Origin of the sequence: Stenotrophomonas rhizophila (assembly GCF_007667275.1) — a bacterium.
In the GTDB taxonomy this organism is placed as follows: domain Bacteria; phylum Pseudomonadota; class Gammaproteobacteria; order Xanthomonadales; family Xanthomonadaceae; genus Stenotrophomonas; species Stenotrophomonas maltophilia_AE.
Genome location: NZ_VDQT01000003.1, coordinates 104,229 through 129,612 on the forward strand (window position 1 = coordinate 104,229; position 25,384 = coordinate 129,612).

General features: G+C 68.6%; 24 protein-coding genes. 16 read left to right on the forward strand and 8 right to left on the reverse strand.

All coding sequences use genetic code 11. From position 1 onward, the window contains the following. Positions 1-6 precede the first annotated feature (6 nt). Genes lepA through recO form a run of 6 tightly spaced genes read left to right on the forward strand, consistent with a single transcriptional unit; the run spans position 7 to position 5,352 of the window. The gene (lepA, locus tag FSZ13_RS11025; protein WP_186308934.1) at positions 7-1,797 is read left to right on the forward strand and encodes a translation elongation factor 4; all 1,791 of its coding nucleotides are present in this window, start codon (positions 7-9) and stop codon (positions 1,795-1,797) included. 24 nt (positions 1,798-1,821) lie between these two features. Beyond that, positions 1,822-2,616 (forward strand): signal peptidase I, encoded by a 795-nt coding sequence (lepB, locus tag FSZ13_RS11030; RefSeq protein WP_145479612.1) that lies wholly within the window; start codon positions 1,822-1,824, stop codon positions 2,614-2,616. Between the two features lie 39 nt (positions 2,617-2,655). Then, on the forward strand, positions 2,656-3,033 hold the full coding sequence (locus tag FSZ13_RS11035; protein ID WP_186308935.1) for a DUF4845 domain-containing protein: 378 nt from the start codon (positions 2,656-2,658) through the stop codon (positions 3,031-3,033). Then, positions 3,023-3,703, forward strand: coding sequence for a ribonuclease III (gene rnc, locus FSZ13_RS11040; RefSeq protein WP_145479616.1), 681 nt, complete (start codon positions 3,023-3,025; stop codon positions 3,701-3,703). Before FSZ13_RS11035 ends, rnc begins: the two co-directional genes overlap by 11 nt. Next, the gene (gene era / locus FSZ13_RS11045) at positions 3,700-4,596 is read left to right on the forward strand and encodes a GTPase Era (RefSeq protein WP_145479617.1); all 897 of its coding nucleotides are present in this window, start codon (positions 3,700-3,702) and stop codon (positions 4,594-4,596) included. Before rnc ends, era begins: the two co-directional genes overlap by 4 nt. Positions 4,597-4,629: 33 nt before the next feature. Further along, positions 4,630-5,352, forward strand: a complete 723-nt coding sequence (gene recO, locus FSZ13_RS11050) for a DNA repair protein RecO (RefSeq protein ID WP_145479619.1) — start codon at positions 4,630-4,632, stop codon at positions 5,350-5,352. 17 nt (positions 5,353-5,369) lie between these two features. Here recO and FSZ13_RS11055 read toward each other — a convergent pair whose 3' ends face one another. After that, the gene (locus FSZ13_RS11055; RefSeq protein ID WP_145479621.1) at positions 5,370-6,098 is read right to left on the reverse strand and encodes an Hpt domain-containing response regulator; all 729 of its coding nucleotides are present in this window, start codon (positions 6,096-6,098) and stop codon (positions 5,370-5,372) included. A gap of 137 nt (positions 6,099-6,235) precedes the next feature. On the opposite strand from FSZ13_RS11055, the gene rlmD reads away from it, so the two are divergent. The 8 genes from rlmD (at position 6,236) to FSZ13_RS11095 (ending at position 12,453) form a co-directional block, all read left to right on the forward strand. After that, entirely contained in the window at positions 6,236-7,570 is a 1,335-nt protein-coding gene (gene rlmD / locus FSZ13_RS11060) for a 23S rRNA (uracil(1939)-C(5))-methyltransferase RlmD (RefSeq protein ID WP_145479623.1), read from the forward strand. Position 7,571: 1 nt separating this feature from the next. Continuing rightward, positions 7,572-8,057, forward strand: coding sequence for a CYTH domain-containing protein (locus tag FSZ13_RS11065; RefSeq protein WP_145479625.1), 486 nt, complete (start codon positions 7,572-7,574; stop codon positions 8,055-8,057). 144 nt (positions 8,058-8,201) lie between these two features. Further along, positions 8,202-9,209 carry a beta-N-acetylhexosaminidase gene (gene nagZ, locus FSZ13_RS11070; protein WP_145479627.1) on the forward strand — a complete coding sequence of 336 codons (1,008 nt, stop codon included), beginning with the start codon at positions 8,202-8,204 and terminating at the stop codon, positions 9,207-9,209. Beyond that, on the forward strand, positions 9,209-9,763 hold the full coding sequence (locus FSZ13_RS11075) for a hypoxanthine-guanine phosphoribosyltransferase (RefSeq protein WP_145479630.1): 555 nt from the start codon (positions 9,209-9,211) through the stop codon (positions 9,761-9,763). Before nagZ ends, FSZ13_RS11075 begins: the two co-directional genes overlap by 1 nt. A 9-nt stretch (positions 9,764-9,772) precedes the next feature. Beyond that, positions 9,773-10,519 carry an S-methyl-5'-thioinosine phosphorylase gene (locus FSZ13_RS11080; RefSeq protein ID WP_145479631.1) on the forward strand — a complete coding sequence of 249 codons (747 nt, stop codon included), beginning with the start codon at positions 9,773-9,775 and terminating at the stop codon, positions 10,517-10,519. A gap of 88 nt (positions 10,520-10,607) precedes the next feature. Further along, positions 10,608-10,817 carry a cold-shock protein gene (locus tag FSZ13_RS11085; protein WP_145479633.1) on the forward strand — a complete coding sequence of 70 codons (210 nt, stop codon included), beginning with the start codon at positions 10,608-10,610 and terminating at the stop codon, positions 10,815-10,817. A 68-nt stretch (positions 10,818-10,885) separates the two neighbouring features. After that, on the forward strand, positions 10,886-12,142 hold the full coding sequence (locus tag FSZ13_RS11090; RefSeq protein ID WP_145479635.1) for an FAD-dependent oxidoreductase: 1,257 nt from the start codon (positions 10,886-10,888) through the stop codon (positions 12,140-12,142). A gap of 56 nt (positions 12,143-12,198) precedes the next feature. Next, positions 12,199-12,453: a hypothetical protein gene (locus tag FSZ13_RS11095; RefSeq protein WP_145479638.1), complete on the forward strand. Its 255-nt coding sequence runs from the start codon at positions 12,199-12,201 to the stop codon at positions 12,451-12,453. A 4-nt stretch (positions 12,454-12,457) separates the two neighbouring features. On the opposite strand, the gene pdeM is transcribed toward FSZ13_RS11095, so the two are convergent. The 4 genes from pdeM to FSZ13_RS11115 are packed head-to-tail and all read right to left on the reverse strand — an operon-like array spanning position 12,458 to position 18,159. Beyond that, positions 12,458-13,105, reverse strand: coding sequence for a ligase-associated DNA damage response endonuclease PdeM (gene pdeM, locus FSZ13_RS11100; RefSeq protein WP_145479640.1), 648 nt, complete (start codon positions 13,103-13,105; stop codon positions 12,458-12,460). Next, positions 13,095-15,542: a ligase-associated DNA damage response DEXH box helicase gene (locus FSZ13_RS11105; RefSeq protein ID WP_145480332.1), complete on the reverse strand. Its 2,448-nt coding sequence runs from the start codon at positions 15,540-15,542 to the stop codon at positions 13,095-13,097. Before FSZ13_RS11105 ends, pdeM begins: the two co-directional genes overlap by 11 nt. Before the next feature lie 14 nt (positions 15,543-15,556). Continuing rightward, entirely contained in the window at positions 15,557-17,161 is a 1,605-nt protein-coding gene (locus FSZ13_RS11110) for an ATP-dependent DNA ligase (protein WP_145479642.1), read from the reverse strand. Further along, positions 17,158-18,159, reverse strand: a complete 1,002-nt coding sequence (locus FSZ13_RS11115; RefSeq protein WP_145480334.1) for a ligase-associated DNA damage response exonuclease — start codon at positions 18,157-18,159, stop codon at positions 17,158-17,160. Before FSZ13_RS11115 ends, FSZ13_RS11110 begins: the two co-directional genes overlap by 4 nt. 112 nt (positions 18,160-18,271) lie before the next feature. Between FSZ13_RS11115 and FSZ13_RS11120 the strand changes: the two genes are divergently transcribed. Further along, a complete protein-coding gene (locus tag FSZ13_RS11120) occupies positions 18,272-19,903 on the forward strand; it encodes an acyl-CoA dehydrogenase family protein (RefSeq protein WP_145479644.1) in 1,632 nt (543 codons plus the stop codon). Between the two features lie 42 nt (positions 19,904-19,945). Here the strand turns inward: FSZ13_RS11120 and FSZ13_RS11125 are convergent, their stop codons facing one another. From FSZ13_RS11125 to FSZ13_RS11135, 3 genes are all read right to left on the reverse strand, one after another. Further along, positions 19,946-20,350, reverse strand: a complete 405-nt coding sequence (locus tag FSZ13_RS11125; protein WP_145479646.1) for a hypothetical protein — start codon at positions 20,348-20,350, stop codon at positions 19,946-19,948. 148 nt (positions 20,351-20,498) lie between these two features. Continuing rightward, positions 20,499-20,840, reverse strand: coding sequence for a hypothetical protein (locus FSZ13_RS11130; RefSeq protein WP_068853606.1), 342 nt, complete (start codon positions 20,838-20,840; stop codon positions 20,499-20,501). Between the two features lie 124 nt (positions 20,841-20,964). After that, positions 20,965-22,140 carry a thiolase family protein gene (locus FSZ13_RS11135; RefSeq protein ID WP_145479648.1) on the reverse strand — a complete coding sequence of 392 codons (1,176 nt, stop codon included), beginning with the start codon at positions 22,138-22,140 and terminating at the stop codon, positions 20,965-20,967. Between the two features lie 289 nt (positions 22,141-22,429). On the opposite strand from FSZ13_RS11135, the gene FSZ13_RS11140 reads away from it, so the two are divergent. Next, positions 22,430-25,321: a S8 family serine peptidase gene (locus FSZ13_RS11140; protein ID WP_145479650.1), complete on the forward strand. Its 2,892-nt coding sequence runs from the start codon at positions 22,430-22,432 to the stop codon at positions 25,319-25,321. Positions 25,322-25,384 lie beyond the last annotated feature (63 nt).

The window sequence follows — 25,384 nt, forward strand, 5'->3', positions numbered from 1 at the left end:
GATTCGATGCGGAACATCCGCAACTTCTCCATCATCGCCCACGTCGACCACGGCAAGTCCACGCTGGCGGACCGCATCATCCAGCTTTGCGGTGGCCTCCAGGCCCGCGAGATGGAGGCGCAGGTGCTCGACTCCAATCCGATCGAGCGCGAGCGCGGCATCACCATCAAGGCCCAGTCGGTGTCGCTGCCGTACGTGGCCAAAGATGGCCAGACCTACCACCTGAACTTCATCGACACCCCCGGCCACGTCGACTTCTCCTATGAAGTCAGCCGCTCGCTGGCCGCCTGCGAAGGCGCGCTGCTGGTGGTCGATGCCGCCCAGGGCGTGGAGGCGCAGTCGGTGGCCAACTGCTACACCGCGGTCGAGCAGGGCCTGGAAGTGGTCCCGGTGATCAACAAGATCGACCTGCCCACCGCCGATATCGAGCGCGCCAAGGCCGAGATCGAAGCCGTGATCGGCATCGACGCCACCGATGCGGTGCCGGTCAGCGCCAAGACCGGCCTGAACGTGGTCGACGTGCTGGAAGCGATCGTGCATCGCATTCCGCCGCCGGTGCCGCGCGATACCGACAAGCTGCAGGCGCTGATCATCGACTCCTGGTTCGACAACTACCTCGGCGTGGTCTCGCTGGTGCGCGTCATGCAGGGCCAGATCAAGGCCGGCGACAAGCTGCAGGTGATGTCCACCGGGCGCAACCACCAGGTCGACAACGTCGGCGTGTTCACCCCCAAGCGCAAGGTCCTGCCGGCCCTGCGCGCAGGCGAAGTGGGCTGGGTCACGGCCAGCATCAAGGACGTGCACGGCGCGCCGGTCGGCGACACCCTGACCCTGGCCGCCGACCCGGCCCCGGCGCCGCTGCCCGGCTTCCAGGAAATGCAGCCGCGCGTGTTCGCCGGCCTGTTCCCGGTCGACGCCGAAGACTACCCGGACCTGCGCGAGGCGCTGGACAAGCTGCGCCTGAACGATGCGGCGCTGCGCTTCGAGCCGGAGAGCTCCGAGGCGATGGGCTTCGGTTTCCGCTGCGGCTTCCTGGGCATGCTGCACATGGAAATCGTGCAGGAGCGCCTCGAGCGCGAGTACAACCTGGACCTGATCAGCACCGCGCCGACCGTGGTCTATGAGGTCCTCAAGACCGACGGCACCATCATCAACATGGACAACCCGGCCAAGCTGCCGCCGGTGAACATGGTCGATGAAATCCGCGAGCCGATCATCCGTGCCAACGTGCTCACCCCCGAGGAGTACATCGGCAACATCATCAAGCTGTGCGAGGAAAAGCGCGGCAGCCAGATCGGCATCAACTACATGGGCAGCCAGGTGCAGATCAGCTACGAGCTGCCGATGGCCGAAGTGGTGCTGGACTTCTTCGACAAGCTCAAGTCGGTCAGCCGCGGCTACGCCTCGCTGGACTACCAGTTCGTGCGTTTCGATGCCGGTCCGTTCGTCCGCGTGGACGTGCTGATCAATGGCGACAAGGTCGACGCGCTGTCGCTGATCGTGCACCGCAGCCATGCCGACCGGCGCGGCCGCGAGCTGTGCGAGAAGATGAAGGACCTGATCCCGCGGCAGATGTTCGACGTGGCCATCCAGGCCGCGGTCGGCTCGCAGATCATCTCCCGTACCACGGTCAAGGCGATGCGCAAGAACGTGTTGGCCAAGTGCTATGGTGGCGACGTTTCGCGCAAGAAGAAGCTTCTGGAAAAGCAGAAGGAAGGCAAGAAGCGCATGAAGCAGGTCGGCCGCGTGGAGATTCCGCAGGAAGCCTTCCTGGCCGTGCTGCAGATGGACAAGTAAGGCTCCCGTTCCCAAGGACACTGCATGAAACTGTTTGAAATCCTGCTGGTCGTACTGACCCTGGCGTCGGGCCTGATCCTGCTCGCCGACAAGCTGTACTTCGCCAGGGCCCGCGCCCGGCGGGCCGGCCTGCTGGACAGCGAGCCGGTGCTGGTGGACTACTCCCGGGCGTTCTTCCCGGTACTGGCGATCGTGCTGGTGGTGCGCAGTTTCATTGCAGAGCCGTACAAGATCCCGTCCAGCTCGATGATGCCCAACCTGCTGATCGGCGACTTCATCCTGGTCAACAAGTTCGCCTACGGCCTGCGCCTGCCGCTGAACAATGCCAAGGTCGTGCCGATCGGCGAGCCGGCGCGCGGCGACGTGGTGGTGTTCCACTTCCCGGGCCATTCCGACAATGACCCGAACAAGGGCGAGAACTTCATCAAGCGCGTGATCGGCGTGCCGGGCGACGAGATCGCCTTCCAGGGCGACCAGGTGATCCTCAACGGCACCCCCCTCAAGTACGAGAGCAAGGGGTTGTATGCTGGGCACCGTGGCCAGGGCGAGGGCGCGTCCCTGCTGGTGGAGCACCTGCCGGGCCGCACGCACACCGTGCTGGAGACCGACTACCCGCGTGGCGAGGGCCAGTGGACCGTGCCGGCGGGCAAGTACCTGGTGATGGGCGACAACCGCGACAACAGCGATGACGGCCGTTTCTGGGGCCTGCTGCCGGAACAGAACCTCCGCGGCAAGGCCTTCCTGATCTGGCTGAACTGCTCGGGCTGGTTCTGCAAGGATGGCTTCGAACCGTCCCGCATCGGTACCGGCATCAACTGATTCCATGTCAAAAGCGCATCTGGGGAGATCGCAATGAAGATGATGAAAACGCAGCGTGGCATGACCCTGACCTCGTTCCTGGTCGTGCTGGCCGTGGTGGGGTTCGGCCTGTACATCGGCATGAAGCTGTTCCCGATGTATTCGGAGTTCTATGCGGTCAAATCCGCGCTCAAGGGCGTGGCGCAGGAACCCGGCGTGGCCAACAAGGAACCGGGGCAGGTGTCGGAGATGTTCTTCCGCCGCCTGTACATCAACTATTCCGACAACGTGAAGCCGTCCAACGTGAAGTTCGAACGGGTCAGCGGGGGTTGGAACATGAAGGTCAACTACGAAGTGCGTCGCCCGCTGATCGGCAACCTCGACGTGGTTGGAAAATTCGAAGCACACCAGGAATTGACCCTCAGCGGTGCCGACTAACACTTTCCAACGTGGTGACCGCATCGGTCACGTCTTCCAGGATCCGGGCCTGCTGCAGCAGGCCCTGACGCATCGCAGCGCCGGAACCCCCAACAACGAACGGTTGGAGTTCCTTGGCGACAGCATCGTCAACATGATGGTGGCCCAGGCGTTGTACCTGCGCTGGCCGAGGGCCGACGAGGGCGCGCTGACCCGGGCCCGGGCCGAGCTGGTGCGTGAAGGGGCGCTGGCGGTGATCGCCCGCACCCTGGAACTGGGCGACCGGCTCACCCTGGGCCCCGGCGAAATGAAGTCGGGCGGGCACCGCCGCGACTCGATCCTGGCCGACGCCCTGGAGGCGGTGGTGGCGGCGATCTACCTGGACGCCGGCTTTGCCGCCTGCCAGGCGGTGGTGCTGCCCTGGTTCGCGGCATCCATGGAGGCGCTGCCGGCCACCGGCAGGCCCGAGAAGGACCCCAAGACCCGCCTGCAGGAATGGCTGCAGGGCCGACAGAAGGCACTGCCCCAGTACGAATTGGTGTCAGAATCGGGCGACGATCATGCCAAGACTTTCCGGGTGCGCTGCGGCGTAGCCGATCCCGCTGTCAGCACCGAAGGCGAAGGTGCCTCGCGACGGCTGGCCGAACAACAGGCGGCGGCCGCCGCCCTCGAGCAACTGGATTCCAAGTGAGCGAAGCAACCCCCCATCATTGCGGCAGCGTGGCCGTCATTGGCCGCCCCAACGTCGGCAAGTCGACCCTGACCAACGCGCTGGTCGGCGCCAAGGTCAGCATCGTCTCCAACCGCCCGCAGACCACGCGGCACCGGTTGCTGGGCATCGCCAGCTACCCGGAAGGCCAGCTGGTGCTTGTCGACACCCCCGGCCTGCACCGCGTGCAGAAGCGCGCCATGAACCGGGTGATGAACCGCGCCGCGCGCGGCTCGCTCGAAGGCGTGGACGCCGGCATGCTGGTGATCGAAGCCGGCCGCTGGGACGAGGAGGACACCCTGGCCTTCAACGTCCTGAGCGATGCCGGCATCCCGGTGGTGCTGGTGGTCAACAAGGTCGACCGGCTCAAGGAGAAGGCCGCGCTGCTGCCGTTCCTGCAGCAGGTCACCGAGGGCCGCACCTTTGCCGCCGTGCACCCCATTTCGGCGCAGAAGCGCAATGGGCTGGAGGCGCTGGTGCGCGACCTGCTCAAGCTGCTGCCCGAAGCCCCGCCAATGTTCGGCGAGGATGAAATCACCGACCGCAGCCAGCGTTTCCTGGCCGGCGAACTGGTCCGCGAGCAGCTCATGCGCCAGCTGGGCGAAGAGCTGCCGTACGCCACCACGGTGGAGATCGAGCGTTTCGTCGAAGACGGCAACCTGCTGCGCATCGGCGCGGTGATCTGGGTCGAGCGCGAAGGCCAGAAGGCCATCGTGATCGGCAAGGCCGGTACCCGCCTGAAGGAGATCGGCGCCAAGTCGCGCCTGCAGATGGAGCGTCTGTTCGGGGCCAAGGTGTTCCTGGAGACCTGGGTGCGCGTGCGTGAAGGCTGGTCGGACGACGAAGCCGCGCTGAAGGCGTTCGGTTACGAGTAAGCCCGGCAGGGTTGCCTCGCCACGCCCCCGGCCATGCGCATCGATGACGAACCCGCCTTCGTGCTGCATGCCCGCTCGTGGCGGGAGACCAGCCTGCTGGTCGAAGTGCTCAGCGAACAGCACGGCCGGATCGGCCTGCTGGCCCGGGGTGTAAGTAGTCCGCGCAGCCAGGCGCTGCGCGCCGCCCTGCAGCCCCTGCAGTGGATCCGCTTCAGCGCCGTGCAACGTGGCGAACTGGCCCAGCTTCGCGGCGCCGAAGCGCTGGACGCGGCGCCACGGCTGGGCGGCGACGCGATGCTGGCCGGGTTCTACGTCAATGAACTGGTGATGCGGCTGGCGCCCCGCCAGGACCCGCTTCCGGAGTTGTACGACCACTATGGACTGGTGCGGCAGCGGCTTGCCGCCGCCGAGCCGTTGGCCTGGACGCTGCGACGGTTCGAGCGCGACCTGCTGGAAGCGCTGGGGTTCGGTTTCGACCTGGCCCATGGCAGTGATGGCGAACCGATCGATCCGGCGGCCCGGTATGAGCTGGACCCGCTGGAGGGGCCGCGAAGATTGCTGAGCGAGCGCGGGGCCGATCCGCGTCGGGGAACGGCGACCGGCAGTGCACTGCTGGCGCTGGCCGGAGACGTGCACCCGGGCACGGAGGACCTGGCCAGCCTGCGCCGGGGCATGCGTGCGGTGCTGCTGCACCATCTGGGCGGGCGCGGGCTGAAGTCGTGGGAGATGCTGGAGGATCTGGCGCGCCGCCGGTGATTCGTGTGCGTGGGTGCCTAATGCAACAAGGACTCTACGGCCGCCTTGAACTGGGTGTGGGCGCCGTTGGACTCGGGCATCTGGTGCAGCTGGCGGACGGCGCGCGCGAGGCGGGCGGCGCCGACGAAGCCGCAGCTGGCCTGCAGGCGATGCAACTGGCCCTTCAGGGTGCCCACGTCGTGCTGCTGGACCGCCTGGGCCACGGCGTCGCGGACCCCGGGCAGCTCGGCCAGGAACAGCTCGCGCAGGGCGATCAGGTGCTGGCGCTGCCCATTCAGGGCCGCCAGGGCGGTGATTTCGTCCCAATCCTCCCGCTCGGTTTCAGTCCCCGTGCCGGTGGACGCCGCCGCGGCACTGCCGGGGCTGTTGACCAGCGCCCGGCGCACCGCCTGCAGCAGCAGTTCACGGCTCAGCGGCTTGACCAGGGTCTCGCTGAATCCGGCATCGCGCAGACGGGCGTGGATGCTGGTGTCGCCATCGGCCGTATGGGCCAGTGCAGGGGTGTCCGGGCGCGACAGGCGCAGGGCGCGCAGCAGCTCGCTGCCGTTGCCGTCGGGCAGGTTCACGTCGATCAGCCAGAGATCGTGCTCGCTGCCGCGGCCACGCTCCAGCGCCGACGCCAGCGAATCGGCGGTGTCTACATGGGCCGGCAGCGTTTCCAGCGCGGCGCGGAAAAAGCCGCGGCTGATGGTGTCGTCCTCGACGAGCAGGAATCGGGGCATGGCCGCCCTCGGGGTCTTCTGCATTGGGGCTGCCTCCATGTCAGCTATGCGCATATTAAACACGATATGGCGTCCTGCAAGCGCCCCAGCGTGAACACGCGGCAGTCCGTGCTGCGTATCTGCGACAATACGCACCCTTTTTGCCCGCAGCCTGTTGCCACGTGGCCCGATCCCGCTCCCGACTCGACCGTACCCCGTTCCAGACCGACATCCTCGACCTCAGCCATGACGGCCGGGGCGTTGCCCGCCGTGAAGGCGAGGGTGGCAAGGTCACCTTCATTTCCGGCGCGCTGCCGGGCGAGGTGGTGCGCGCCGAACCGACCGCCCGCAACCGGCACTTCGACGAAGCCCGGACCGTCGAGGTCCTGCAGGCTTCGCCGCAGCGCGTCACCCCGCGCTGCCCGCATTTCGGCGTCTGCGCCGGCTGCGTCCTGCAGCACCTGGACGAAGGCCAGCAGATCGTGGCCAAGCAGCGCGTGCTGCTGGACAACCTGACCCGGATCGGTCACGTCACCCCCGGCACGGTGCTGCCGCCGCTGGTCGGGGACAGCTGGGGCTATCGCCGCAAGGGGCGCTTCTCGGTGCGCCGGGTGGAAAAGAAGGACAAGACCCTGGTCGGCTTCCGCGAGCAGGATCCGCGCTTCGTCGCAGACCTGAGCCAGTGCCTGACCGTAATCCCGGAAATCGGGATGAAGGTGGCCGCGTTGTCGGCGTTCATCGAAACCCTGGACGGCAAACGCGACATCCCGCAGGTCGAGTTCATCGCCGGCGACGACGCCATCGTCCTGACCATCCGCCACATGCAGCCGCTCAGCGATGCCGACAAGGCCGCCTGGGCCGGCTTCGGGGCCGAACACGGCTTCGCGATCTTCCTGCAGCCCGGCGGCGTCGAATCGGTGCACCCGCTGCTGCCCGGTGACGTGCCGCTGTCGTTCCGGCTGGCCCCGTGGAACGTGGAGCTGGCGTTCCGGCCGCTGGACTTCATCCAGGTCAACGCGAAGCTCAACGAAAAGATGATCGCCCTGGCGCTGGAACTGCTGGACGCCGGCCCGGACGAGCGCGTACTGGACCTGTTCTGCGGGCTGGGCAACTTCACCCTGCCGCTGGCGCGCACCGTGCGCGAAGTGGTGGGCGTGGAAGGCGAGGCCGGGCTGGTGGCGCGGGCGAAGGAAAACGCCGCGCGCAACGGGCTGGACAATGCGCAGTTCTTCGCGGCCGACCTGACCCAGGACCAGCGCCAGACCCCGTGGATGCGGCAGGGCTTCGACAAGCTGCTGCTGGACCCGCCGCGCTCGGGCGCGATCGAAGTGCTGCAGCAGCTGCCGCTGAAGCAGTTCAAGCGGATCGTCTACGTCAGCTGCCACCCCGGCTCGCTGGCCCGCGATGCCGGCTACCTGGTCAACGAACAGGGCTTCACCCTGGTGTCGGCCGGTGCGATGGACATGTTCCCGCACACCGCGCACGTGGAAAGCATCGCCGTGTTCGAGAAGCGCTGAGATGGGGCTGGAGATCGAACGCAAGTTCCTGGTCACCAGCGACGCCTGGCGGGCCGCCGCGCACGCGGTGATCCCGATGGCGCAGGGCTATGTGAACGACACCGCGGCGATCGAGAGCGGCGCGCAGAAGGCCTCGGTGCGGGTCCGCATCCAGGGCGATGCGGCGTTCCTCAACCTCAAATCGCGCGAGATCGGCCACACCCGCCAGGAATTCGATTACCCGATCCCGGTCGAGGACGCGCGCGCGCTGCTGGCACTGTGCGTCGGCGGCCTGATCGACAAGCGCCGGCACATGGTCCGCCACGGCGGCCTGCTGTGGGAAGTGGACGAGTTCCTGGGCGACAACGCCGGGCTGGTGGTGGCCGAGGTCGAGCTCGAGCACGCCGACCAGCCCGTCGACCTGCCTGAATGGGCCGGGGACGAAGTCACCGACGACGTCCGCTACTACAACCTCGCCCTGGCCGCCCACCCCTACACAACCTGGTAGAGCCGGGCTCTGCCCGGCTGCGTGAACCGGGCTCTGCCCGGCTGCCATCCCGTAGAGCCGGGCTCTGCCCGGCTGCCACGCTTCAGGACTTCTGCGACAATGCGGCAGTGCGCCATCATGGCGCCCCGTTTTGGAGATCGACCCATGCTCGTGATCGGCGTTGCCGGGACCGAACTTACCGCCCAGGAACGCGATTGGCTGCAGCACGATGCCGTGTCCGGCGTCATCCTGTTCAAGCGCAATTTCGCCTCGCGCCAGCAGGTGGAGGAGCTGTCGGCCGCGATCCGCGCCGCAGCCCCGCGCCCGCTGCTGGTCTGCGTGGACCAGGAAGGCGGGCGCGTGCAGCGTTTCCGCGAAGGCTTCAGCGACCTGCCCCCGCTGCAGGGCTTCGATGCGGCGTACGCGCGTGACCCGGACGCCGCGCTGGCGCTGGCCGAGCAGCATGCCTGGCTGATGGCCAGTGAAGTGCGCGCCAGCGGCGTGGACCTCAGCTTCGCCCCGGTGGTCGACCTGGCCCGTGGCAACCGCGCCATCGGCGACCGCGCCTTCAGCGCCGACCCGCAGGTGGTGGCCGCGTTCACCCGCGCCTACGTGCGCGGAATGCACAGCGTCGGCATGGCCGCCACCCTCAAGCATTTCCCCGGCCACGGCAGCGTGCTGGAAGACACCCACGTGGCCGCCGCCAGCGATCCGCGTCCGCTCGACGCACTGCGCGCGCTGGACCTGGTGCCGTTCGCGGCCGGCATCGATGCCGGAGCAGACGCGGTGATGATGGCGCACGTGGTCTACCCGCAGGTCGCGCCGGAGCCGGCCGGCTATTCCTCGCGCTGGATCCAGCAGATCCTGCGTGGCGAGATGGGCTTCCGCGGCGTGGTGTTCTCCGACGACATCGGCATGGCCGCCTCGTTCTCCGCCGGTGGCGTGGCCGCGCGCGTACATGCCCACCTGGACGCCGGGTGCGACGTGGTGCTGGTCTGCCACCCCGAACTGGTCGACGAAGCGCTGCACGCCGTGCACGGCCGCACCCTCAATACTGCCGCGCTGCTTGGCCTGATCGGCCGAGGCGCGCTTGGCTGGGACGGCCTGCTGGCCGACGCCCGCCATGGCAGCTCCCAATCCCGTTTGCTCGACACCCTTGGAAGAATCGTCTGATGCCCAACCTCACCATTTCCCAGGCCCTGGCCCAGGCCGACCTGCTGGTCGACCGCCCCACCATCGATGCGGCCATCGCGCGCATCGCCGATGGCATCGCGGCCGACTACAAGGGCGAGGTCCCGCTGTTCCTGTCGATCATGCACGGCGCGCTGCCGTTCGCCGGCCAGCTGGCGCTTGAACTCGGCGCGCGCGGCCAGGACCTGCAGTTCGATTACCTGCACGCCACCCGTTACCGGGGCGAACTGACCGGCGGCGAGCTGGTCTGGAAGCACAAGCCCGCCACCTCGCTGTTCGGCCGCCGCGTGCTGCTGGTCGACGACATCCTGGACGAAGGCTTCACCCTGCAGGGCGTGCGCACCTGGTGCCTGGAGCAGGGTGCCACCGACGTCCGCATCGCCGCGCTGACGGTGAAGCGGCACGACCGCGCGCTGCCCGACGTCAAGGCCGATTACGCCGGTGTCGAACTGCCCGACCGCTACGTGTTCGGCTTCGGCATGGATGTCAACGAAGGCCTGCGCGGCGTGCCGGCCATCTACGCAATGAAGGAATAAGCAGCGCCCATGGAATCCATCAGCCTGGCCGTGATCGGCGGCACCGGTGTCTACAAGCTGGCCCAGCTCGACGACGTGACCAGCCACGCGGTGGAAACCCGCTACGGCACTCCGTCCGGCCCGATCCGGGTCGGCACGCTGCTCGGCCAGCGGGTCGCCTTCCTCGCCCGTCACGGCGAGGGGCATTCCCTGCCGCCGCACAAGATCAACTATCGCGCCAACCTTGCTGCGTTGCAGCAGATCGGCGCCACGCGCGTGCTGGCCCTCAACACCGTGGGCGGCATCACCGAGCACTTCGGTCCGCGCGTGCTGGCCTGCCCGGACCAGCTGATCGACTACACCTGGGGCCGCATCTCCACGCTCAGCGAGGAGCCGGGCAGCGAGGTGCTGCATGTCGATTTCGGCCATCCCTACACGCCGATGCTGCGCAGCAAGGTGCTGGCCGCGGCCAAGGTCACCGGCGTGCGCCTGCAGGACGGCGGCTGCTACGGCGCCACGCAGGGCCCGCGCCTGGAAACCAACGCGGAAATCGCGCGCATGCGCCGCGATGGCTGCGACCTGGTCGGCATGACCGGCATGCCCGAAGCGGGGCTGGCCCGCGAGCTTGGGCTGGATTACGCCTGCCTGGCAATCGTGGCGAACTGGGCGGCCGGCTGTGGCGATGGCGACGAGATCACGATGGCCGAGGTGCTGGCCAATGTTGACGCGGCTTCCGCCGGATTGCCGGAACTGATTGGCGAATTGGCACGCGGGTGATTGTCATTGCCTGACAAGGTTTGCATACTCCGGCAGTGCGCTGGTTGAGCGTACACCACCCATTCATTGAAGAAGGTCTTGCATTACCATGCCGAACGGTACCGTGAAGTGGTTCAACGACGCCAAGGGATTTGGCTTTATCTCTCCGGAGGATGGCAGCGCCGACGTCTTCGCGCACTTCTCCGCTATCAACGCCAAGGGCTTCCGCACCCTGGCTGAAAACCAGAAGGTCACCTATGACGTGACCCAGGGCCCGAAGGGCGCCCAGGCCTCGAACATCGTGCCGGTCGGCGAGTAATTTCCCCGATCGCGCATTGAAAACCCCGCTTCGGCGGGGTTTTTTTTAGCACCTGGACAGGATGTCGGATGAAGCAGCGCAGCATCGCCATCGTCGGTTACGGCACCGCAGGGCAGGCCCTCTCGGTGCTGCTTTCACGCGACAATCACAAGGTGCACGTATTCGAGCGCGCGCCGACACCGGGGCCGGTGGGCGCCGGGTTCCTGCTGCAACCCAGCGGTCTGGACGTGCTGTGGCAGATGGGCCTGCTGCCGCAGGTGCTGCAGCACGGCGCAGCGGTGCGCCGCCTGTACGGCGACACGCCGTGCGGACGCGCAGTGATGGACATGCGCTACGCCGCACTGCACGCGCACCTGCATGGCATCGGCATGCAGCGCGGGGCCCTGTTCTCGCTGCTGGCGCAGGCCTGGGAACAGCCGGGCCACCTGCAGGCCGACACCGCCATCGTCGACGTCGACTGCGCTGCGGGACGCCTCCGCGACGCGCGCGGGCAGTGGCATGGCCCCTATGACCTGGTCATCGCCGCGGACGGCTCGGCGTCATCGCTGCGCACGCTGGTGCAGGGCACGCGGCTGGACCGCGAGTATCCGTGGGGCGCGCTGTGGTGTTTGCTGCCGGGCGGTGACTGGCCGCACCACGACGAGTTGCGGCAACGCTACGTGGCCGCACGCAAGATGATCGGCCTGCTGCCGGTGGGGACGCGACCCGGTGACGCGCAGCCGCGACTCAGTTTCTTCTGGAGCCTGCCGCGTGACCGCTTCACGCACTGGGAGCGCGATGGCCTGCCGCGCTGGCTGGAGGAAGTCCAGGCCTTGTGGCCACAGGCGCACGAACGCCTGCAGGGCGTCACCGACTGCGCCCAGCTGGCCCGTGCCGGTTATCGCGACACGGTGATGACGCACTGGCACCGCGACCGGCTGGTGCTCGCCGGAGATTCGGCCCATGCGATGAGTCCGCAGCTGGGGCAGGGGGTGAACATGGCGCTGATGGATGCGCTGGCGCTGCGCGATGCATTGCGCGAACACCCGGCCACCGACGTCGCGCTGCAGGCCTACCAGGCGCAGCGCAGCGCGCACGTAGGTGTCTACCAGTTCTGGAGCCGCTGGCTGACTCCGGTGTTCCAGTCCGAGCGCGATGTGCTGGCGGGGGCGCGCAACGTCCTGTTCAAGCCGATGGGCAACCTGCCGGGCGGGCGTGGACACATGCTGCGCGTATTGAGCGGCACCCAGCGTGGCTGGTGGGGAACGCTCGGACTGTCGCCGGGTTTCGTCGCCTCGATGGCGGCGCGCGTCGTCGAGGATGAACGGGCAACCCCCAATCATTGACAGGGGAGTCACCTCGTTCGTGGCACAAGGATCCCGTACCCCTGAAGGAGAAAGACATGCTGTTCCCGGCCGACGTTCTCGAATCCGAACTCTGCAAGCTGCGCGGACTGTTGCAGATGCTGCACGAGGATCAGCCGGATGTGATGGAAGATGTCTTCGATTTTCATGTCACCAGCCTGGTCACCCATGCAGCACCTGAACACCACGCGCGGATCCGCTCGGTGGCGCGTTCGATGCTGGCCGAGGTCCTCGGCCAACCGGTGCGGCGCAATCCCCACGCACCCGAAATCCGGTTGATGGACGCCGCCTGAGGCCCTAGCGCGATGGCGGCAGCGCGATCGCGGCGTCTTCCACGCACGCCACCAGGCGTTCACCCGCGTCCAGTACCGGCGCGATCCCCGCAGTGAAACGCGAATAGGCCGGCAGTACGGTCAGGCCGTCACGCAACCAGAACGCGGGCCAGCGCCGCTGCATGCCCGGCAGCCGCGCCAGTGGATGCAGGTGGCCGCACAGCACGTGCAGGCTCGGGTGCGGCTGCGGATCGTGGCGCAGCAGGAACGGGCCTTCCTGCACCCGTTCGCCGAGCAGGGTGATGCCAAGGTCCGCCTTGGGCAGTACGCGGTCATGGTTGCCCGCCAACGCGCCGATCTCGAGCGCTTCATGCTGCTCGCGCCACCCTTGCCATTGCCGGTACCAGGACGCGCGGTGCGCCGCCCCGTGCAGCACGTCGCCGAGGATCCACAGCGTACGCGCCGGGTGCTGCCGGAGCAGGCGGGTCAGCCGTTCCAGGTCATCGCCGGTGCCGCCGCTGGGCAGCCCGATCCCGGCACGCCGGAACAGGTCTGCCTTTCCCAGGTGCAGGTCGGCGATCAGCAGGGCTTCGCGTGCGGGCCAGTACAGCGCCCGTTCGCCCAGCAGGTGGACCGGTTCGCCGGCCAGGGTGATCGCGCAGTCAGTCCGCATGGCGTTTCTCCAGCTGGCCGACCGCGCGCAGTACGCGGGTCTTCCAGTCTTCATTGCTGAGCTGGCCGCGCAGCCGTTCGGCCCACAGCGGGAACGACAACGGCCCCAGCGTGGCGGGTTGCTGCACGCACACCGTGCGCGACTGGCAGCGGCGCAGCGCGTGGGCGAGATTGCCCAGTTCGAGCTGGGTGTGCAGGACTTCGCGGTCGGCCAAGCCCAGCAGGATATGCTCCGGATCATGTTGGCGCAGCACGTCGTACAGCAGGCCGGCCGAGGCCTGCAGCTGGCGCATGCTGCGCGGCGTGCGCCCCGGCAGCGCCGGGATCAGCAGGCCCGAGACGCGCGCGATGTCGCGGAACTGGCGGCGCGCCAGTTCGCTCAGGTTGAGGCTGTCACGCAGATCTTCGAACAGGCCCTCGGGCTGCAGCAGGGTGCCGACGCGTTCCGCATCGATCTCGACCGCGCGCGCCGGTGCCAGCACGAATCCGTAATCATTGGCCGCGTACCCGAAGGTGTTGGCCTGCAGCCGGGTCCAGCGCAGCGCCATGAGTGCGGCCATGCCTTCGTTGACCTGGCGGCCGGCGAACGGATACACGAACACGAACTGGCCTTCGCGGCGACGCACCTGTTCCACCAGCAGCAGCGATGGACCCGGCAACGCCGACACGCGGGCCTGCAGTCGCAGCAGCGGTTCCAGCCAGCGCATCTCCGGACTGTCCGGGGGGCTGGCGAGCACGGCTTCCATTTCCTGGCCCAGCGCCTCGGACAGCGGCAGGCGTCCGCCCTGCCAGCGCGGCACCACGCCGTCGCCACCCTTGGCCAGTTTCACGTACGCGGTCAGGTTTTCCAGCCGGACCAGTTCGAGCAGGCGCCCGGCGAACTGGAACCGATCACCAGGCCGCAGCCGACCCACGAACTGTTCCTCCACCGTGCCCAGCCGGCCCCCGCGCAGGAACTGCACCACGGCGCTGCCATCGCTGGTGATGGTGCCGATCGAAAGACGGTGGCGCAGCGCCACGCGGCGGTCGTGCACGCGGAAGATGCCGTCCTCGTCGCGCACCACCTTGTGGAAGTCGGGGTACTGCGCCAGCGCCCGCCCGCCCTGCACGATGAAATCGAGCACGCCCTGCCAGTGCGCGCTGTCCAGTGCTGCGAACGCATGCGTGCGGCGCACCTGCGCCAGCAGCGCATCCGGCTCGAAACCGCCGCCCAGCGCACAGCTCACGCAGTGCTGGGCAAGCACGTCCAGCGACAGCTGCAGGGGGCGGCGCGCTTCGATCACGCCCGCGGCTAGTGCACGGCGCGCGGCGGCGTACTCGACCAGCTCGAGCGCATGCGAGGGAACGCAGACGATGTGGCCGGATTCGCCCGGGCGATGCCGCGCGCGGCCCGCGCGCTGCACCAGCCGCGCGATGCCTTTCGGGCTGCCGACCTGCAGCACCTGGTCCACCGCGGGGAAGTCCACGCCCAGGTCCAGGCTGGAGGTGGCCACCACGCAGCGTAATGCGCCGTCGCGCAGGCCCTGCTCGACCACCCGACGCTGTGCGGGATCCAGCGAACCATGATGCAGCGCCAGCGTGTCAGGGTCTTCCGGCCACACCGCCGCCAGCGCCTGGTGCCACAGCTCGGCCTGCGCGCGGGTGTTGGTGAACAGCAGGCTCGTGCGCACGGCCAGCAGTTTCTGCTGCACGCGCTGCAGCTGTGACAGTCCCAGGTGCCCGGCCCAGGGGAAGCGTTCGCCCTGCGCAGGCAACAGGGTTTCCACCGCCACCGGTCGTGGACGGGCCCCTGACACCATGGGCGCATCCGGCAGGTCGGGCAGCAGGACCTGGCGTGCTTCGTCCAGGTTGCCCAGCGTGGCGGACAGGCCCCAGACCTGCAGCGTGGGCAGGGCATCGCGCAGGCGGCGCAGGTTGAGCTGCAGCAGGACGCCGCGTTTGTTCCCCAGCAGTTCATGCCATTCGTCGACCACCACGCAGCGCAGCCTGCGCAGCCGCTCCATCGTGTCGGGGTAGCTGAGCAGCAGGGCCAGCGATTCGGGCGTGGTCACCAGCACGTCGACCCGCCCTTCGCGCGCCAGGCGCTTGTCGCGCGCGCTGGCATCGCCGGTGCGCAGCCCGACCTGCCAGTCCAGCCCCAGCGCGGCCAGGGGTTCGCGCAGCGCCCGGGCGGTATCGCTGGCCAGTGCGCGCAGCGGGGTGATCCACAGCACCTGCAGCGCCGGCACGGTTTTGCCGGTGCGGCCGGTGCTCGTGCGCGGCAGCGGGTCGGCCAGCGCCTGCAGCAGCGGACCACCGAACATCGCCAGCGTCTTGCCGCTGCCGGTGGGCGTGTGCAGCAGCCCGGACTCGCCCGCCAGGTAGTGGCGCCACATCGTCTTCTGGAACGGCAGTGGCGCCCAGCCGCGGCTGGCAAACCACGCGGTCAGCCGCGCCATCGCCTCGCGTCGCGTCACCGTGCCAAGGCCTGCAGCTGCGCCAGCGTGTCCGCTTCGCTGGCCGGTTTGTCGTGGCGCCAGCGCAGGATCCGCGGGAAGCGCACGGCAATGCCGGATTTATGCCGGCTGCTGCGGTTCACGGCTTCGAAGCCGAGCTCGAACACCTGTTCGCCGCGCACGCTGCGCACCGGGCCGAAGCGCTCGACCGTATTCGCGCGGATCCACCGGTCCAGCAGCAGGATTTCCTTGTCGTCCAGGCCCGAGTAAGCCTTGGCCACCGGCACCAGCCGTTCCCCGTCCCAGACCCCGAAGGTGTAGTCGGTGTACAGCGTGCTGCGTCGGCCATGGCCCGCCTGTGCGTAGATCATCACCGCGTCGATGGTGAGCGGCTCGATCTTCCACTTCCACCAGTCGCCGCGGCGTCGCCCGCTCTGGTAGGGCGAGCTGCTGCGCTTAAGCATCAGCCCTTCCACGCCGCGTTCGCGCGCCTGCGCGCGCTGCATCGCGGCGTCGTCCCAGTCGTTTGCGGCAAGGGTGGGCGACAGCACCAGTCGCGGATCACCGAGCGTGTCGAGCACGCCGGCGAGCTTCGCGCGGCGCTCGGCCAGCGGTAGCGCGCGCAGGTCTTCGCCATCCAGCTCCAGCAGGTCGTAGGCCAGGACGCGTACCGGTGTATCGGCCAGCGTCTTCGCACCGGGCTTGCGGCGTTGGATGCGGGTCTGCAATGCGGTGAACGGCAGCGGCTGGTCCTCGCCGTCGCGCCAGCCCAGCAGTTCGCCGTCGATCACCGTGCCATCGGGCAGGTGCATCGCCGCCGTTTCGATTTCGGGAAAACGCCCGTCCAGGCGCTCTTCGCCGCGCGACCACAGCGCCACTTCCCCCTTGCGGCGCAGCAGTTGCAGGCGAATGCCATCCCACTTCCATTCCAGCGTCCAGTCGCCGATCGGGCCCAATCCAGCAACGTCGGTTTCGATCGGCGACGCCAGGTAGAACGGATACGGTTGCTGCCGGTCCTGCGGCAGCTCCTCGGCGCTGAGCAGCGAGGTGAGCAGTCCGGGCGAGGGCACCCATTCGCCCAGCATCCGCTGGGCGATGCGTGCGATGTCGATCCCCGACAGTTCGGCGAGTGCCTGCTGCACCAGCCGCTGCGACACGCCCACCCGCAGGGCGCCGGTAAGCAGCTTGTTGAACACCAGCCGCTCGGCCGCAGGCAGCTGCGTCCAGCCCGCTTCGACGGCCGCGCGGCGCACCGCTTCGGGCTGGTTGGCGACCGCCAGCAGATGCTGTTCGATCCACTCGGCCAGCGGTCGGTCCGGCGCGGCTTCGGCCGGATCATCCAGCAGCAGGGTCAAGGTTTCAGCCAGGTCGCCGACCTGGTCGTAACTGTCGGACACCAGCCATGGCGGCAGCGCAGCGGCCTCGGCGATCCACGCACGCAGTTCACCGCTGGCGGCGATCCTGCGCCGCGCACCACCCACCTTGCCGCCACTGAGCAGGTACAGCGCCCACGCCGCATCGTGCGGACGCGCGTCGCGGAAGTACGCCACCAGCGCAGCGCGCTTGTCCAACGTCGCGGTGCTGCGGTCCAGGCGCTGGTACAGCGCGGCGAAGGCCTTCATTCCTCGCTCCCGAAATCGGTGCGGAAGGCCTCGGCGGCGATCCCGCGTTCGCGCAGGAACGGAATGAGCGCATCGGTGTTGCCATGGGTGGCGATCACCCGGCGCGCGCCGGTCTGTTCGATGGTCTGCAGCAGCGCGGGCCAGTCGGCATGGTCGGAGACCACGAATCCCCGGTCGTAGTTGCGGCGCCGGCGGTTGCCGCGCAGCCGCATCCAGCCCGACGCGAAGCCGAGCTGATGTTTGCCGAACCGCCGCAGCCAGGTGGTGCCGGCAGCCGACGGCGGTGCCAGGATCAACTTGCCGGCCGCATCGGGCTCGCGCCCCTGTTCGGCCACCGTGTGCGTTTCCAGCATCGGAATGCCCGCCTCGCGGTACACCGCCACGCCATTGGCAATGGCGCCGTGCAGCCAGGCCGGCTGATCGTCCAGCGGCAGCAGCTCGGCCAGCACCCGCTGCGCCTTGCCCAGTGCGTAGCAGAGCAGAATGGCCGCTTCGCCGCGCTGCGCGCACTCCCGACGCCAGGCGACGATCTCGGCCGCCACTTCGGCGGTGTCCTGCCAGCGATAGATCGGCAATGCGAAAGTGGCTTCGGTGATGAACACATCGCAGCGCACCACCTCGAACGGCGCGCAGGTCGGGTCGGGCTGGCGCTTGTAGTCGCCCGAGGCGACCCAGACCTGCGACCCGTCGTCGATGCGCACCTGCGCCGAGCCCAGCACGTGCCCGGCCGAGTGCAATGACACGCGCACCTTGCCCAGGGTGAACGATTCACCGTACTCGTAAGCCTGCAGCGGCACATCGCCCAGCCGCCAGCGCAGGATCGGCACGCTGCCGGTGGTGCTGTAGTACTGGCCCATGCCGCCGCGGGCGTGGTCGCCGTGGCCATGGGTGATCACCGCGCGCGGCACCGGCCGCCATGGATCGATATGGAAATCGCCCGCAGGGCAGTACAGGCCTTCCGGGCGCAGCACCACCAGATCGTTGTCCGCAGCAGTCATGCTCATGCCTGCACTGTGCCGTCGCGCTCGTGCACGAGGTGAGAATCCGCCTGAACGGCGGCCTGCGCGTGGATGCGGCAGAATCGGCCTGTCCGCCAGGAGGGCCTGCACGATGACGTCCGTTCTGCCTGCATTTGAAACCCACGAAGTCGACAACCAGCCGCCGCCGTTCGGCGGGCGTAACCTGTGGGCCGACGATGTCGCCCTGGCCGAAGCGGTGCAGCGCGAGGGCGGGGGCGCGTTCACCGGGGCGTTGCAGGCCTACGGTGCGATCGCCGGCGATGTGTTGTATCGGCTGGGGTTCGACGCCAACCGCGACCGTCCGCGACTGCGTACCCACGATGCGCAGGGCCACCGCATCGACACGGTGGAGTTCCACCCGGCGTACCACCAGCTGATGGAGCTGGGCAAACGCCATGGCGTGGCAGGGCTGTCCTGGCAGGACGGCCGCCCCGGGGCGCACGTCGCACGCGCCGCGCTCAGCTTCCTGCATCACCAGGCCGAGGCCGGCACCAGTTGTCCGCTCACCATGACCCACGCGGCGGTGGCGGTACTGCGCCAGGATCCGCTGCTGGCCGACTGGGCCGACAAGGCCGCCGCACCGGTGTACGACCCGCGCGATGTGCCGATGGCCGACAAGGCCGGCATCACCCTGGGCATGGGCATGACCGAGAAGCAGGGCGGCTCGGACGTCCGCAGCAATGCCACGCGCGCCGAGCTTCGCGAAGACGGCAGCTACGCGCTGGTGGGGCACAAGTGGTTCTTTTCCGCGCCGATGTCCGACGCCTTCCTGGTGCTGGCGCAGGCGCCGGCGGGGTTGACCTGTTTCCTGATGCCGCGCCGGCTGGCCAATGGCAACCGCAATGCCTTCCGGCTGATGCGGTTGAAGGACAAACTGGGCGACTGGTCGAACGCGTCCAGCGAGGTCGAACTGTGTGGTGCCTGGGCGCGCCGGGTGGGCGAAGAAGGGCGGGGCGTGGCCACCATCATCGGCATGGTGATGATGACCCGCCTGGACTGCATGCTCGGTGCCGCCGCGGAAGTGCGCATGGCGCTGGCGCAGGCACTGCACCACACCCGCCATCGCACGGCGTTCGGCCGGCGGCTGTGCGATCAGCCGCTGATGGCCAACGTGCTGGCCGACCTGGCGATCGAATCCGAGGCGGCGACCGCGTTCGCCATGCGCGTGGCGCGTGCGGTCGACCAGGCCGCGCATGATGCGCGGGAAGCGGCCTTCGCCCGCATCGCCACCGCCGTGGGCAAGTACTGGGTCTGCAAGCGGGCGGCGGTGTTCGTCAACGAAGCGCAGGAATGCCTGGGCGGTGCAGGGTATGTGGAAGAGTCGATGCTGCCGCGCCTGTACCGGCAGGCGCCGCTGAACTCGATCTGGGAAGGCAGCGGCAACATCCAGTGCCTGGACGTACTGCGTGCGCTGGCGCGCGAACCGCAGGCGCTGCCGGTGCTGGACGCGGAACTGGATGCGGTGGCCGGCCGCGATGCCGACTACGATCGCGCGCTGCAGTCGCTGCGCGGCGTACTTGCTGCGGCACCGGTTGAAGCCCAGGCGCGGGCGGTGACCGAGCGGTTGGCGCTGTTGCTGCAGGCCTCGGTACTGCTGCGGGCGGGCAGCCCGGTGGCGGAGGCGTTCGTGCGTTCGCGCCTGGGCGGGGTGCACGGGATGGCGTTCGGGACGCTGGATGAGGCGGTGGATTGCCAGGCGGTAATGCAGCGCGCGCTGCCATGAGGCCGCGCGCGGTTGTCGCAACCGCGCGCGGCAATCAATTAATCAATGCTTGGCGTCATTCGCGTTCTGGCGGGCGTCGTCGGCGACGTCGCGGGCCTTGTCGGCGACCTTTTCAGCGGCATTGGCGGTAGCGTCGCTGGCGTTGGCGGCCGCGTCGCGAGCGGCGACCTTGGCATCGGCTGCGGCCGCAGCGGTGGCATCGGCCGCGCGATCCAGCGCCGGCTGCACGTCGGCGGCGGCACGTTCGGATGCGGCAGCGGCCTCGTCGGCGGCATTGCGGGTGGAGGCGGCGGCCTGGTCGACCGCTGCACGCGCGGCCTCGCCGGTGCTGTCGGCGGCCTGCGCGGCGTCGGCGCGCGCCTGCTCGGCTTCCGGGCCCTTGCACGCAACCAGCGCGAGCAGCAGCGAAGCGGCCATCAGCGGCGTGGTGATCGAACGAATCTTCATGGCGCTCTCCATCAGGGTCTCAGGGAGGGCCGATGCTATTCATCGGGCCGTGTCGGCCCGGTGAACGGGGAATGCGTCAATCCAGGGGCAAAGAAAAAGCCGCTGGCGAACCAGCGGCTTCTTCAGACTTGCTTGAAGAAAGAAGTTATTACTTCTTGGCTTCTTCAGCAGCGTCCTTGGCCTGCTCGGCGGTGGCTTCACCGGCCTTGGCAGCGTCGGCAGCAGCGTCGGCAGCAGCGTCGGTGGCAGCAGCGCCAGCCTGGGCAGCGGCATCGGCCGAAGCGTCAGCAGCGGTGGTGGCGGTGTCGGCGGCAGCCTGGGCAGCGTCAGCGGTCTGGGCGCCAGCAGCAGCGGCCTGGTCGGCAGCGACCTGGGCGTCGGCAGCGGCTTCGTTGGCCGAAGCGGCGGCGTCAGCAGCCTGTTCCTGCTTCGAGCAGGCGGTCAGAGCCAGGCCCAGGGCCATTGCGATCAGCAGCTTGTTGATGCTCATTAGTGTGAATCCTCGTCGTTAGATTAGGCAACGCGCTATTGCGCGCCCGGCCACATGATGACAAGCCACGTTGGGCTGTCAAGCGATCCCGCATTCATTTTTGCGAAACGGGTGTTAATTTCAATCAAATCAATTCGATGGCGATGGCGGTGGCTTCGCCGCCGCCAATGCACAGTGTAGCAATTCCGCGCTTTGCATCACGCTTGCGCAGGGCGTTGACCAGCGTGACCACCAGGCGCGCACCGGACGCACCGATCGGATGGCCCAGTGCGCAGGCGCCGCCGTGCACGTTGACCTTCTCGTGCGCAATGCCCAGCTCGCGGATCGGGGCCATCGCGACCACCGCGAACGCCTCGTTGATCTCGAACAGGTCGACCTCGTCCAGGCGCCAGCCGGCCTTTTCAAGCACCTTGTGGATCGCGCCGATCGGCGCGGTGGTGAACCATTCCGGCTCCTGTGAATGGGTGGCATGCGCCACGATCCGCGCCAACGGCTGCAGGCCGCGCGCCGCAGCATCGTCTTCCGCCAGCAGGACCACGGCGGCGGCACCGTCGGAGATGCTCGACGAGCTGGCGGCGGTGACCGTGCCGTCCTTCTTGAACGCCGGGCGCAGGGTCGGGATCTTGGCGATGTCGGAACGGCCCGGCTGCTCGTCCAGGCGATACTCGACCTCGCCCTTGCGCCCCGCGACCTTCACCGCGACGATCTCGTCGTCGAACGCACCGTCGGCCTGGGCGGCCTGCGCACGGCGCACCGACTCGATGGCATAGACATCCTGTTCCTCACGGGTCACCTGGTACTTGTCCACCGCGCATTCGGCAAACTCGCCCATGGCCTTGCCGTCGTAGGCATTGACCAGCCCGTCGTGGGCCATGTGGTCGACCGCCTGGAAATTCCCGAAGCGGTTGCCGGTACGCGAATTGGGCAGCAGGTGCGGCGCATTGGACATCGATTCCATGCCGCCGGCGACCACGATGCTGGCCGAGCCGGCCTTGATCAGGTCATGCCCCAGCATGATCGCCTTCATGCCCGAGCCGCAGACCTTGTTGAGTGTGGTGGCACCGGTCGAATAGGGAATGCCGGCGGCGACCGCGGCCTGGCGGGCCGGGGCTTGGCCCAGGTTGGCCGGCAGCACGCAGCCCATGATCACTTCGGAGACATCCGCCGCCGGCACGCCGGACTGTTCCAGGGCGGCGGCGATCGCGGCGGCGCCCAGGGTCGGGGTGGGCACGCCGTTGAACTGGCCGAGGAAGGAACCAATGGCGGTCCGCTTGGCGGCGGCGATGACAATGTTGGACATGGCAATCTCGTTTGTTGCGTGAGCGGATTTGGGAACCGTGCCGCAGGTTGCTGCCGCGATTCCCGTCAGACTGCGGGGGAACACCCAGTATAGAGGGTCGGGCTCCAGCACCGGGTCGCCGGCGGCGGGCCGACTTTCCGGAGGGGGTCGGAATTCGCCGATGGAAAGGTGTCAGGTTTCACGTCAGACTTCGTCAGCAGCCCGGTACATCGGGTCGACCTTCACCACGGGTGTCCTCGGGGCAGGCAGGACACCAGGCGTGGTTTCACACTCAGCTTGGGGAACAGGGATGAAGCAGATCGTAGTGGGCAGGACCGGCCTGGCGGCCGCGTTGGCGTTGGCGTTGAGCGCATGTGGTGGCGGCGGTGGTGGCGGCAACGTGCGCGTGGATGGGCCCGGCGGCGGTGCACCGGTGGTGACGCCTCCGGTGACGCCGCCCGTGACGCCGCCCGTGACCCCGCCGGTCACGCCGCCGCCCACAACGCCCAACGGTCCGCAGCAGCCCACGGCCGATGCGCATCTGTCCGTCATCAATACCGGTGATCGACAGGGACTGACCGGCGCCGGCGTGGTCATCGGCATCGTGGATTCGGGCGTCAACCGGTCCCATCCCACCCTGTCCGGGCGCGTGGTGCAGCGCTATACCTATGTCAACCCGGCCACCAACAACCTGAACGTCGACGACGTCGTCGGCCATGGCACCACCGTGGCCTCGCTGGCCGCTGGCAGTGCGTCGGGCAGCTACCCCGGTGGCGTCGCACCCGGCGCGCAGATCGTCTCGGCACGGATCATCGCCGACAAGGCACCGGTGGATGACGGCAGCGGCGACGGCAACGCGGTGGAAGGCTCGCTGGGCCTGGCACCGGTGCATGCCGACCTGATCGCCAGCCGGGTCAAGATCATGAACAACTCGTGGGGCGGGCTGTACTGGAACGACGCCAGCACCACTGCCGCGATCGCGGCCGAGTACGCGCCGTTCGTGTTCGACCATGGCGGCCTGGTGGTATTCGCCACCGGCAACGAAGGCAAGGCCAATCCGTCGGACATGGCGGCCCTGCCGAGCCAGCCCGCACCGGCCGGCAGCACGCTGGCGCAGGAGCTGGAGGAGGGTTGGCTGGCGGTGACCGCGGTCAACTCCAGCAAGCCCACCGAACTGGCGTCCTACGCCAATGCGTGTGGCATCGCGGCGGACTACTGCCTGGCCGCGCCGGGCGAAGCGGTGTTCATCGATCCCGACAACAAGGGCGCGCCCAACCCTGCCATCTACTGGGGTGCGGGCACGTCCTACGCGGCGCCGCTGGTGTCCGGCGCGGCTGCGCTGGTATGGCAGAAGTATCCGTATTTCAGCAACGTCGACGTGCAGCGCACGCTGCTGGGCACCGCCACCGATCTCGGCGCGCCGGGCGTGGATCCTGTGTTCGGCCACGGCCTGCTGAACGTCGCCAAGGCGCTCAACGGCCCCGCCAGCACCGAGTTCGGCAATCTGCGCGCCAACGTGCCGTTGAGCGCCGGCACCAGCGTGTGGAGCAACGACATCAGCGGCCCGAACGGCCTGTACAAGGACGGCGACGGCATCCTGGCGCTTACCGGAAAGAACACGTTCACCGGCGACCTCAGCGTGGTGCGCGGAACCCTGTCGCTGCGCGACGGTGCCACCCTTGCCTCATCGGTCCGTATCTCGGCCTACGACATCAGTTATCCGACGCCCACCCTGCAGCTCGGCGCGGGCACCACCCGGATCACCGGCAACGTGGAAAACCAGGGCCGCGTGGCATTGGTAACCGCCAACACCACGGCGGTCATCGACGGCAACTACGTGCAGCGTTCCGATGGTGAGCTCCTGACCGCGCTCGGTGCGTCCGCGCTGCAGGTCACCGGCACCGCCACGCTGCAGGGCGGCACCGTGGCCGTCGAGCAGGCGGTGGCCGGCTATGTGCCGAGCGACAACCAGGTGCAGCCGCTCATCCAGGCGGCGCAGGGGCTGACCGGTCAGTTCGCGACCCTGCGCCGCGGGGGCACGGTGTCCCTGCTGGACGCGTCGTTCGTGTACAACGCCACGACGGCGTCGCTCAACATCCGCCGCGCCAATGTCAGCGCCGTGGCGGCCAGTGCCGCGCTCGGCCGCATCGCGACGGCGTCGGCGACCCGGGTGGAGCAGGCCTTCGTCGAGCTCGACCAGGGCCGCGGCGACGGTCCGGGCTTTGCCGGTGCCGCAGGCGACCTGCAACGCGTGGAAGGTGCGTCCGCGCTGCAGGCCAGCCTGGAAAGCCTGTCGGGCAAGGCGCATGGCCTCGCCACGGCGATGACCTTCGATACCTTGGACATGAACCGCCGTGCCTTGTCGGCGCGGTTCGACGACGTGGCGACCGCACCGCGCCTGCGCGGTGCGTGGCAGAGCGCGCTGGGTGAAGCGGGCCAGGGCAGCTTCTCGGCCAGTGGCTTCCAGAGCCAGGGCTGGGTGATGGGCCAGGACATGGCGCTGGGCAGCCAGGGCGTCATGGGCTTCGCCTTCGGTGAAACGCGCACCAGCAGCGGCGCTGACTGGTCGGGCGACCGCGGCCGCGATCGGCAGTCGCAGGCGCAGCTGTATGCGGGCTGGAACCAGGGCGGTGCCTATGCGCTGACCCAGTTCGGGGCCGGGCAGTTCACCCGCGAACTGGACCGTCAGCTGTTGCTGGGCGCCGGCCAGTACGGCGTGAACGCGCGCTACGGCGGTACCTTCAGCACTGCCAGCGTGGAGTCCGGTTACCGCTTCGGCGGCGCGGCGGCGTCGCTCACCCCGTACCTGGGGGCGGACTACGCGCGCGTGGACAATGATCGCTTCAGCGAAAGCGGTGGCTTCGGCTTCGGTCTGCGCGCGGAGCGCAACACCGCCAGCCGCAGCCAGGCGCTGGCCGGTGTGCGTGCGGAGACCCAGCGGCGCAACTGGTCGCTGCGCGGCTACGCCGAATGGCAGCAGATCCTCGCCAGCGACGGTGCCGCCTTTGACGCCAGTTTCGTCGGCGTGGACGCATGGGCGCCGCTGGCCGGCCTGCAGCCGGCACGCTCGGGCGGGCTGTTCGGGGTCTCGGTGGCGGCGATGCTGGGCCGCGCGTCGCAGCTGTCGTTCGGCTACGACCAGCGGTTCGGCCCGCGCGGCGACCTGAGCCAGGTGGCGCTGCGGTACAGCGCGGCGTTCTGATCTAGGGGTGCCGGGCAGAGCCCGGCATTACCTGGGCGTGGAGCCGGGCTCTGCCCGGCTGCC

Bases quoted from the DNA above. Each gene is read 5' to 3' on its own strand.
- lepA (WP_186308934.1), top strand. From the start codon at position 7: ATGCGGAACATCCGCAACTTCTCCATCATCGCCCACGTCGACCACGGC.
- lepB (WP_145479612.1), top strand. From the start codon at position 1,822: ATGAAACTGTTTGAAATCCTGCTGGTCGTACTGACCCTGGCGTCGGGC.
- FSZ13_RS11035 (WP_186308935.1), top strand. From the start codon at position 2,656: ATGATGAAAACGCAGCGTGGCATGACCCTGACCTCGTTCCTGGTCGTG.
- recO (WP_145479619.1), top strand. From the start codon at position 4,630: ATGCGCATCGATGACGAACCCGCCTTCGTGCTGCATGCCCGCTCGTGG.
- FSZ13_RS11055 (WP_145479621.1), bottom strand. From the start codon at position 6,098: ATGCAGAAGACCCCGAGGGCGGCCATGCCCCGATTCCTGCTCGTCGAG.
- FSZ13_RS11065 (WP_145479625.1), top strand. From the start codon at position 7,572: ATGGGGCTGGAGATCGAACGCAAGTTCCTGGTCACCAGCGACGCCTGG.
- nagZ (WP_145479627.1), top strand. From the start codon at position 8,202: ATGCTCGTGATCGGCGTTGCCGGGACCGAACTTACCGCCCAGGAACGC.
- FSZ13_RS11075 (WP_145479630.1), top strand. From the start codon at position 9,209: ATGCCCAACCTCACCATTTCCCAGGCCCTGGCCCAGGCCGACCTGCTG.
- FSZ13_RS11080 (WP_145479631.1), top strand. From the start codon at position 9,773: ATGGAATCCATCAGCCTGGCCGTGATCGGCGGCACCGGTGTCTACAAG.
- FSZ13_RS11085 (WP_145479633.1), top strand. From the start codon at position 10,608: ATGCCGAACGGTACCGTGAAGTGGTTCAACGACGCCAAGGGATTTGGC.
- FSZ13_RS11090 (WP_145479635.1), top strand. From the start codon at position 10,886: ATGAAGCAGCGCAGCATCGCCATCGTCGGTTACGGCACCGCAGGGCAG.
- FSZ13_RS11095 (WP_145479638.1), top strand. From the start codon at position 12,199: ATGCTGTTCCCGGCCGACGTTCTCGAATCCGAACTCTGCAAGCTGCGC.
- pdeM (WP_145479640.1), bottom strand. From the start codon at position 13,105: ATGCGGACTGACTGCGCGATCACCCTGGCCGGCGAACCGGTCCACCTG.
- FSZ13_RS11105 (WP_145480332.1), bottom strand. From the start codon at position 15,542: ATGGCGCGGCTGACCGCGTGGTTTGCCAGCCGCGGCTGGGCGCCACTG.
- FSZ13_RS11110 (WP_145479642.1), bottom strand. From the start codon at position 17,161: ATGAAGGCCTTCGCCGCGCTGTACCAGCGCCTGGACCGCAGCACCGCG.
- FSZ13_RS11115 (WP_145480334.1), bottom strand. From the start codon at position 18,159: ATGACTGCTGCGGACAACGATCTGGTGGTGCTGCGCCCGGAAGGCCTG.
- FSZ13_RS11120 (WP_145479644.1), top strand. From the start codon at position 18,272: ATGACGTCCGTTCTGCCTGCATTTGAAACCCACGAAGTCGACAACCAG.
- FSZ13_RS11125 (WP_145479646.1), bottom strand. From the start codon at position 20,350: ATGAAGATTCGTTCGATCACCACGCCGCTGATGGCCGCTTCGCTGCTG.
- FSZ13_RS11130 (WP_068853606.1), bottom strand. From the start codon at position 20,840: ATGAGCATCAACAAGCTGCTGATCGCAATGGCCCTGGGCCTGGCTCTG.
- FSZ13_RS11135 (WP_145479648.1), bottom strand. From the start codon at position 22,140: ATGTCCAACATTGTCATCGCCGCCGCCAAGCGGACCGCCATTGGTTCC.
- FSZ13_RS11140 (WP_145479650.1), top strand. From the start codon at position 22,430: ATGAAGCAGATCGTAGTGGGCAGGACCGGCCTGGCGGCCGCGTTGGCG.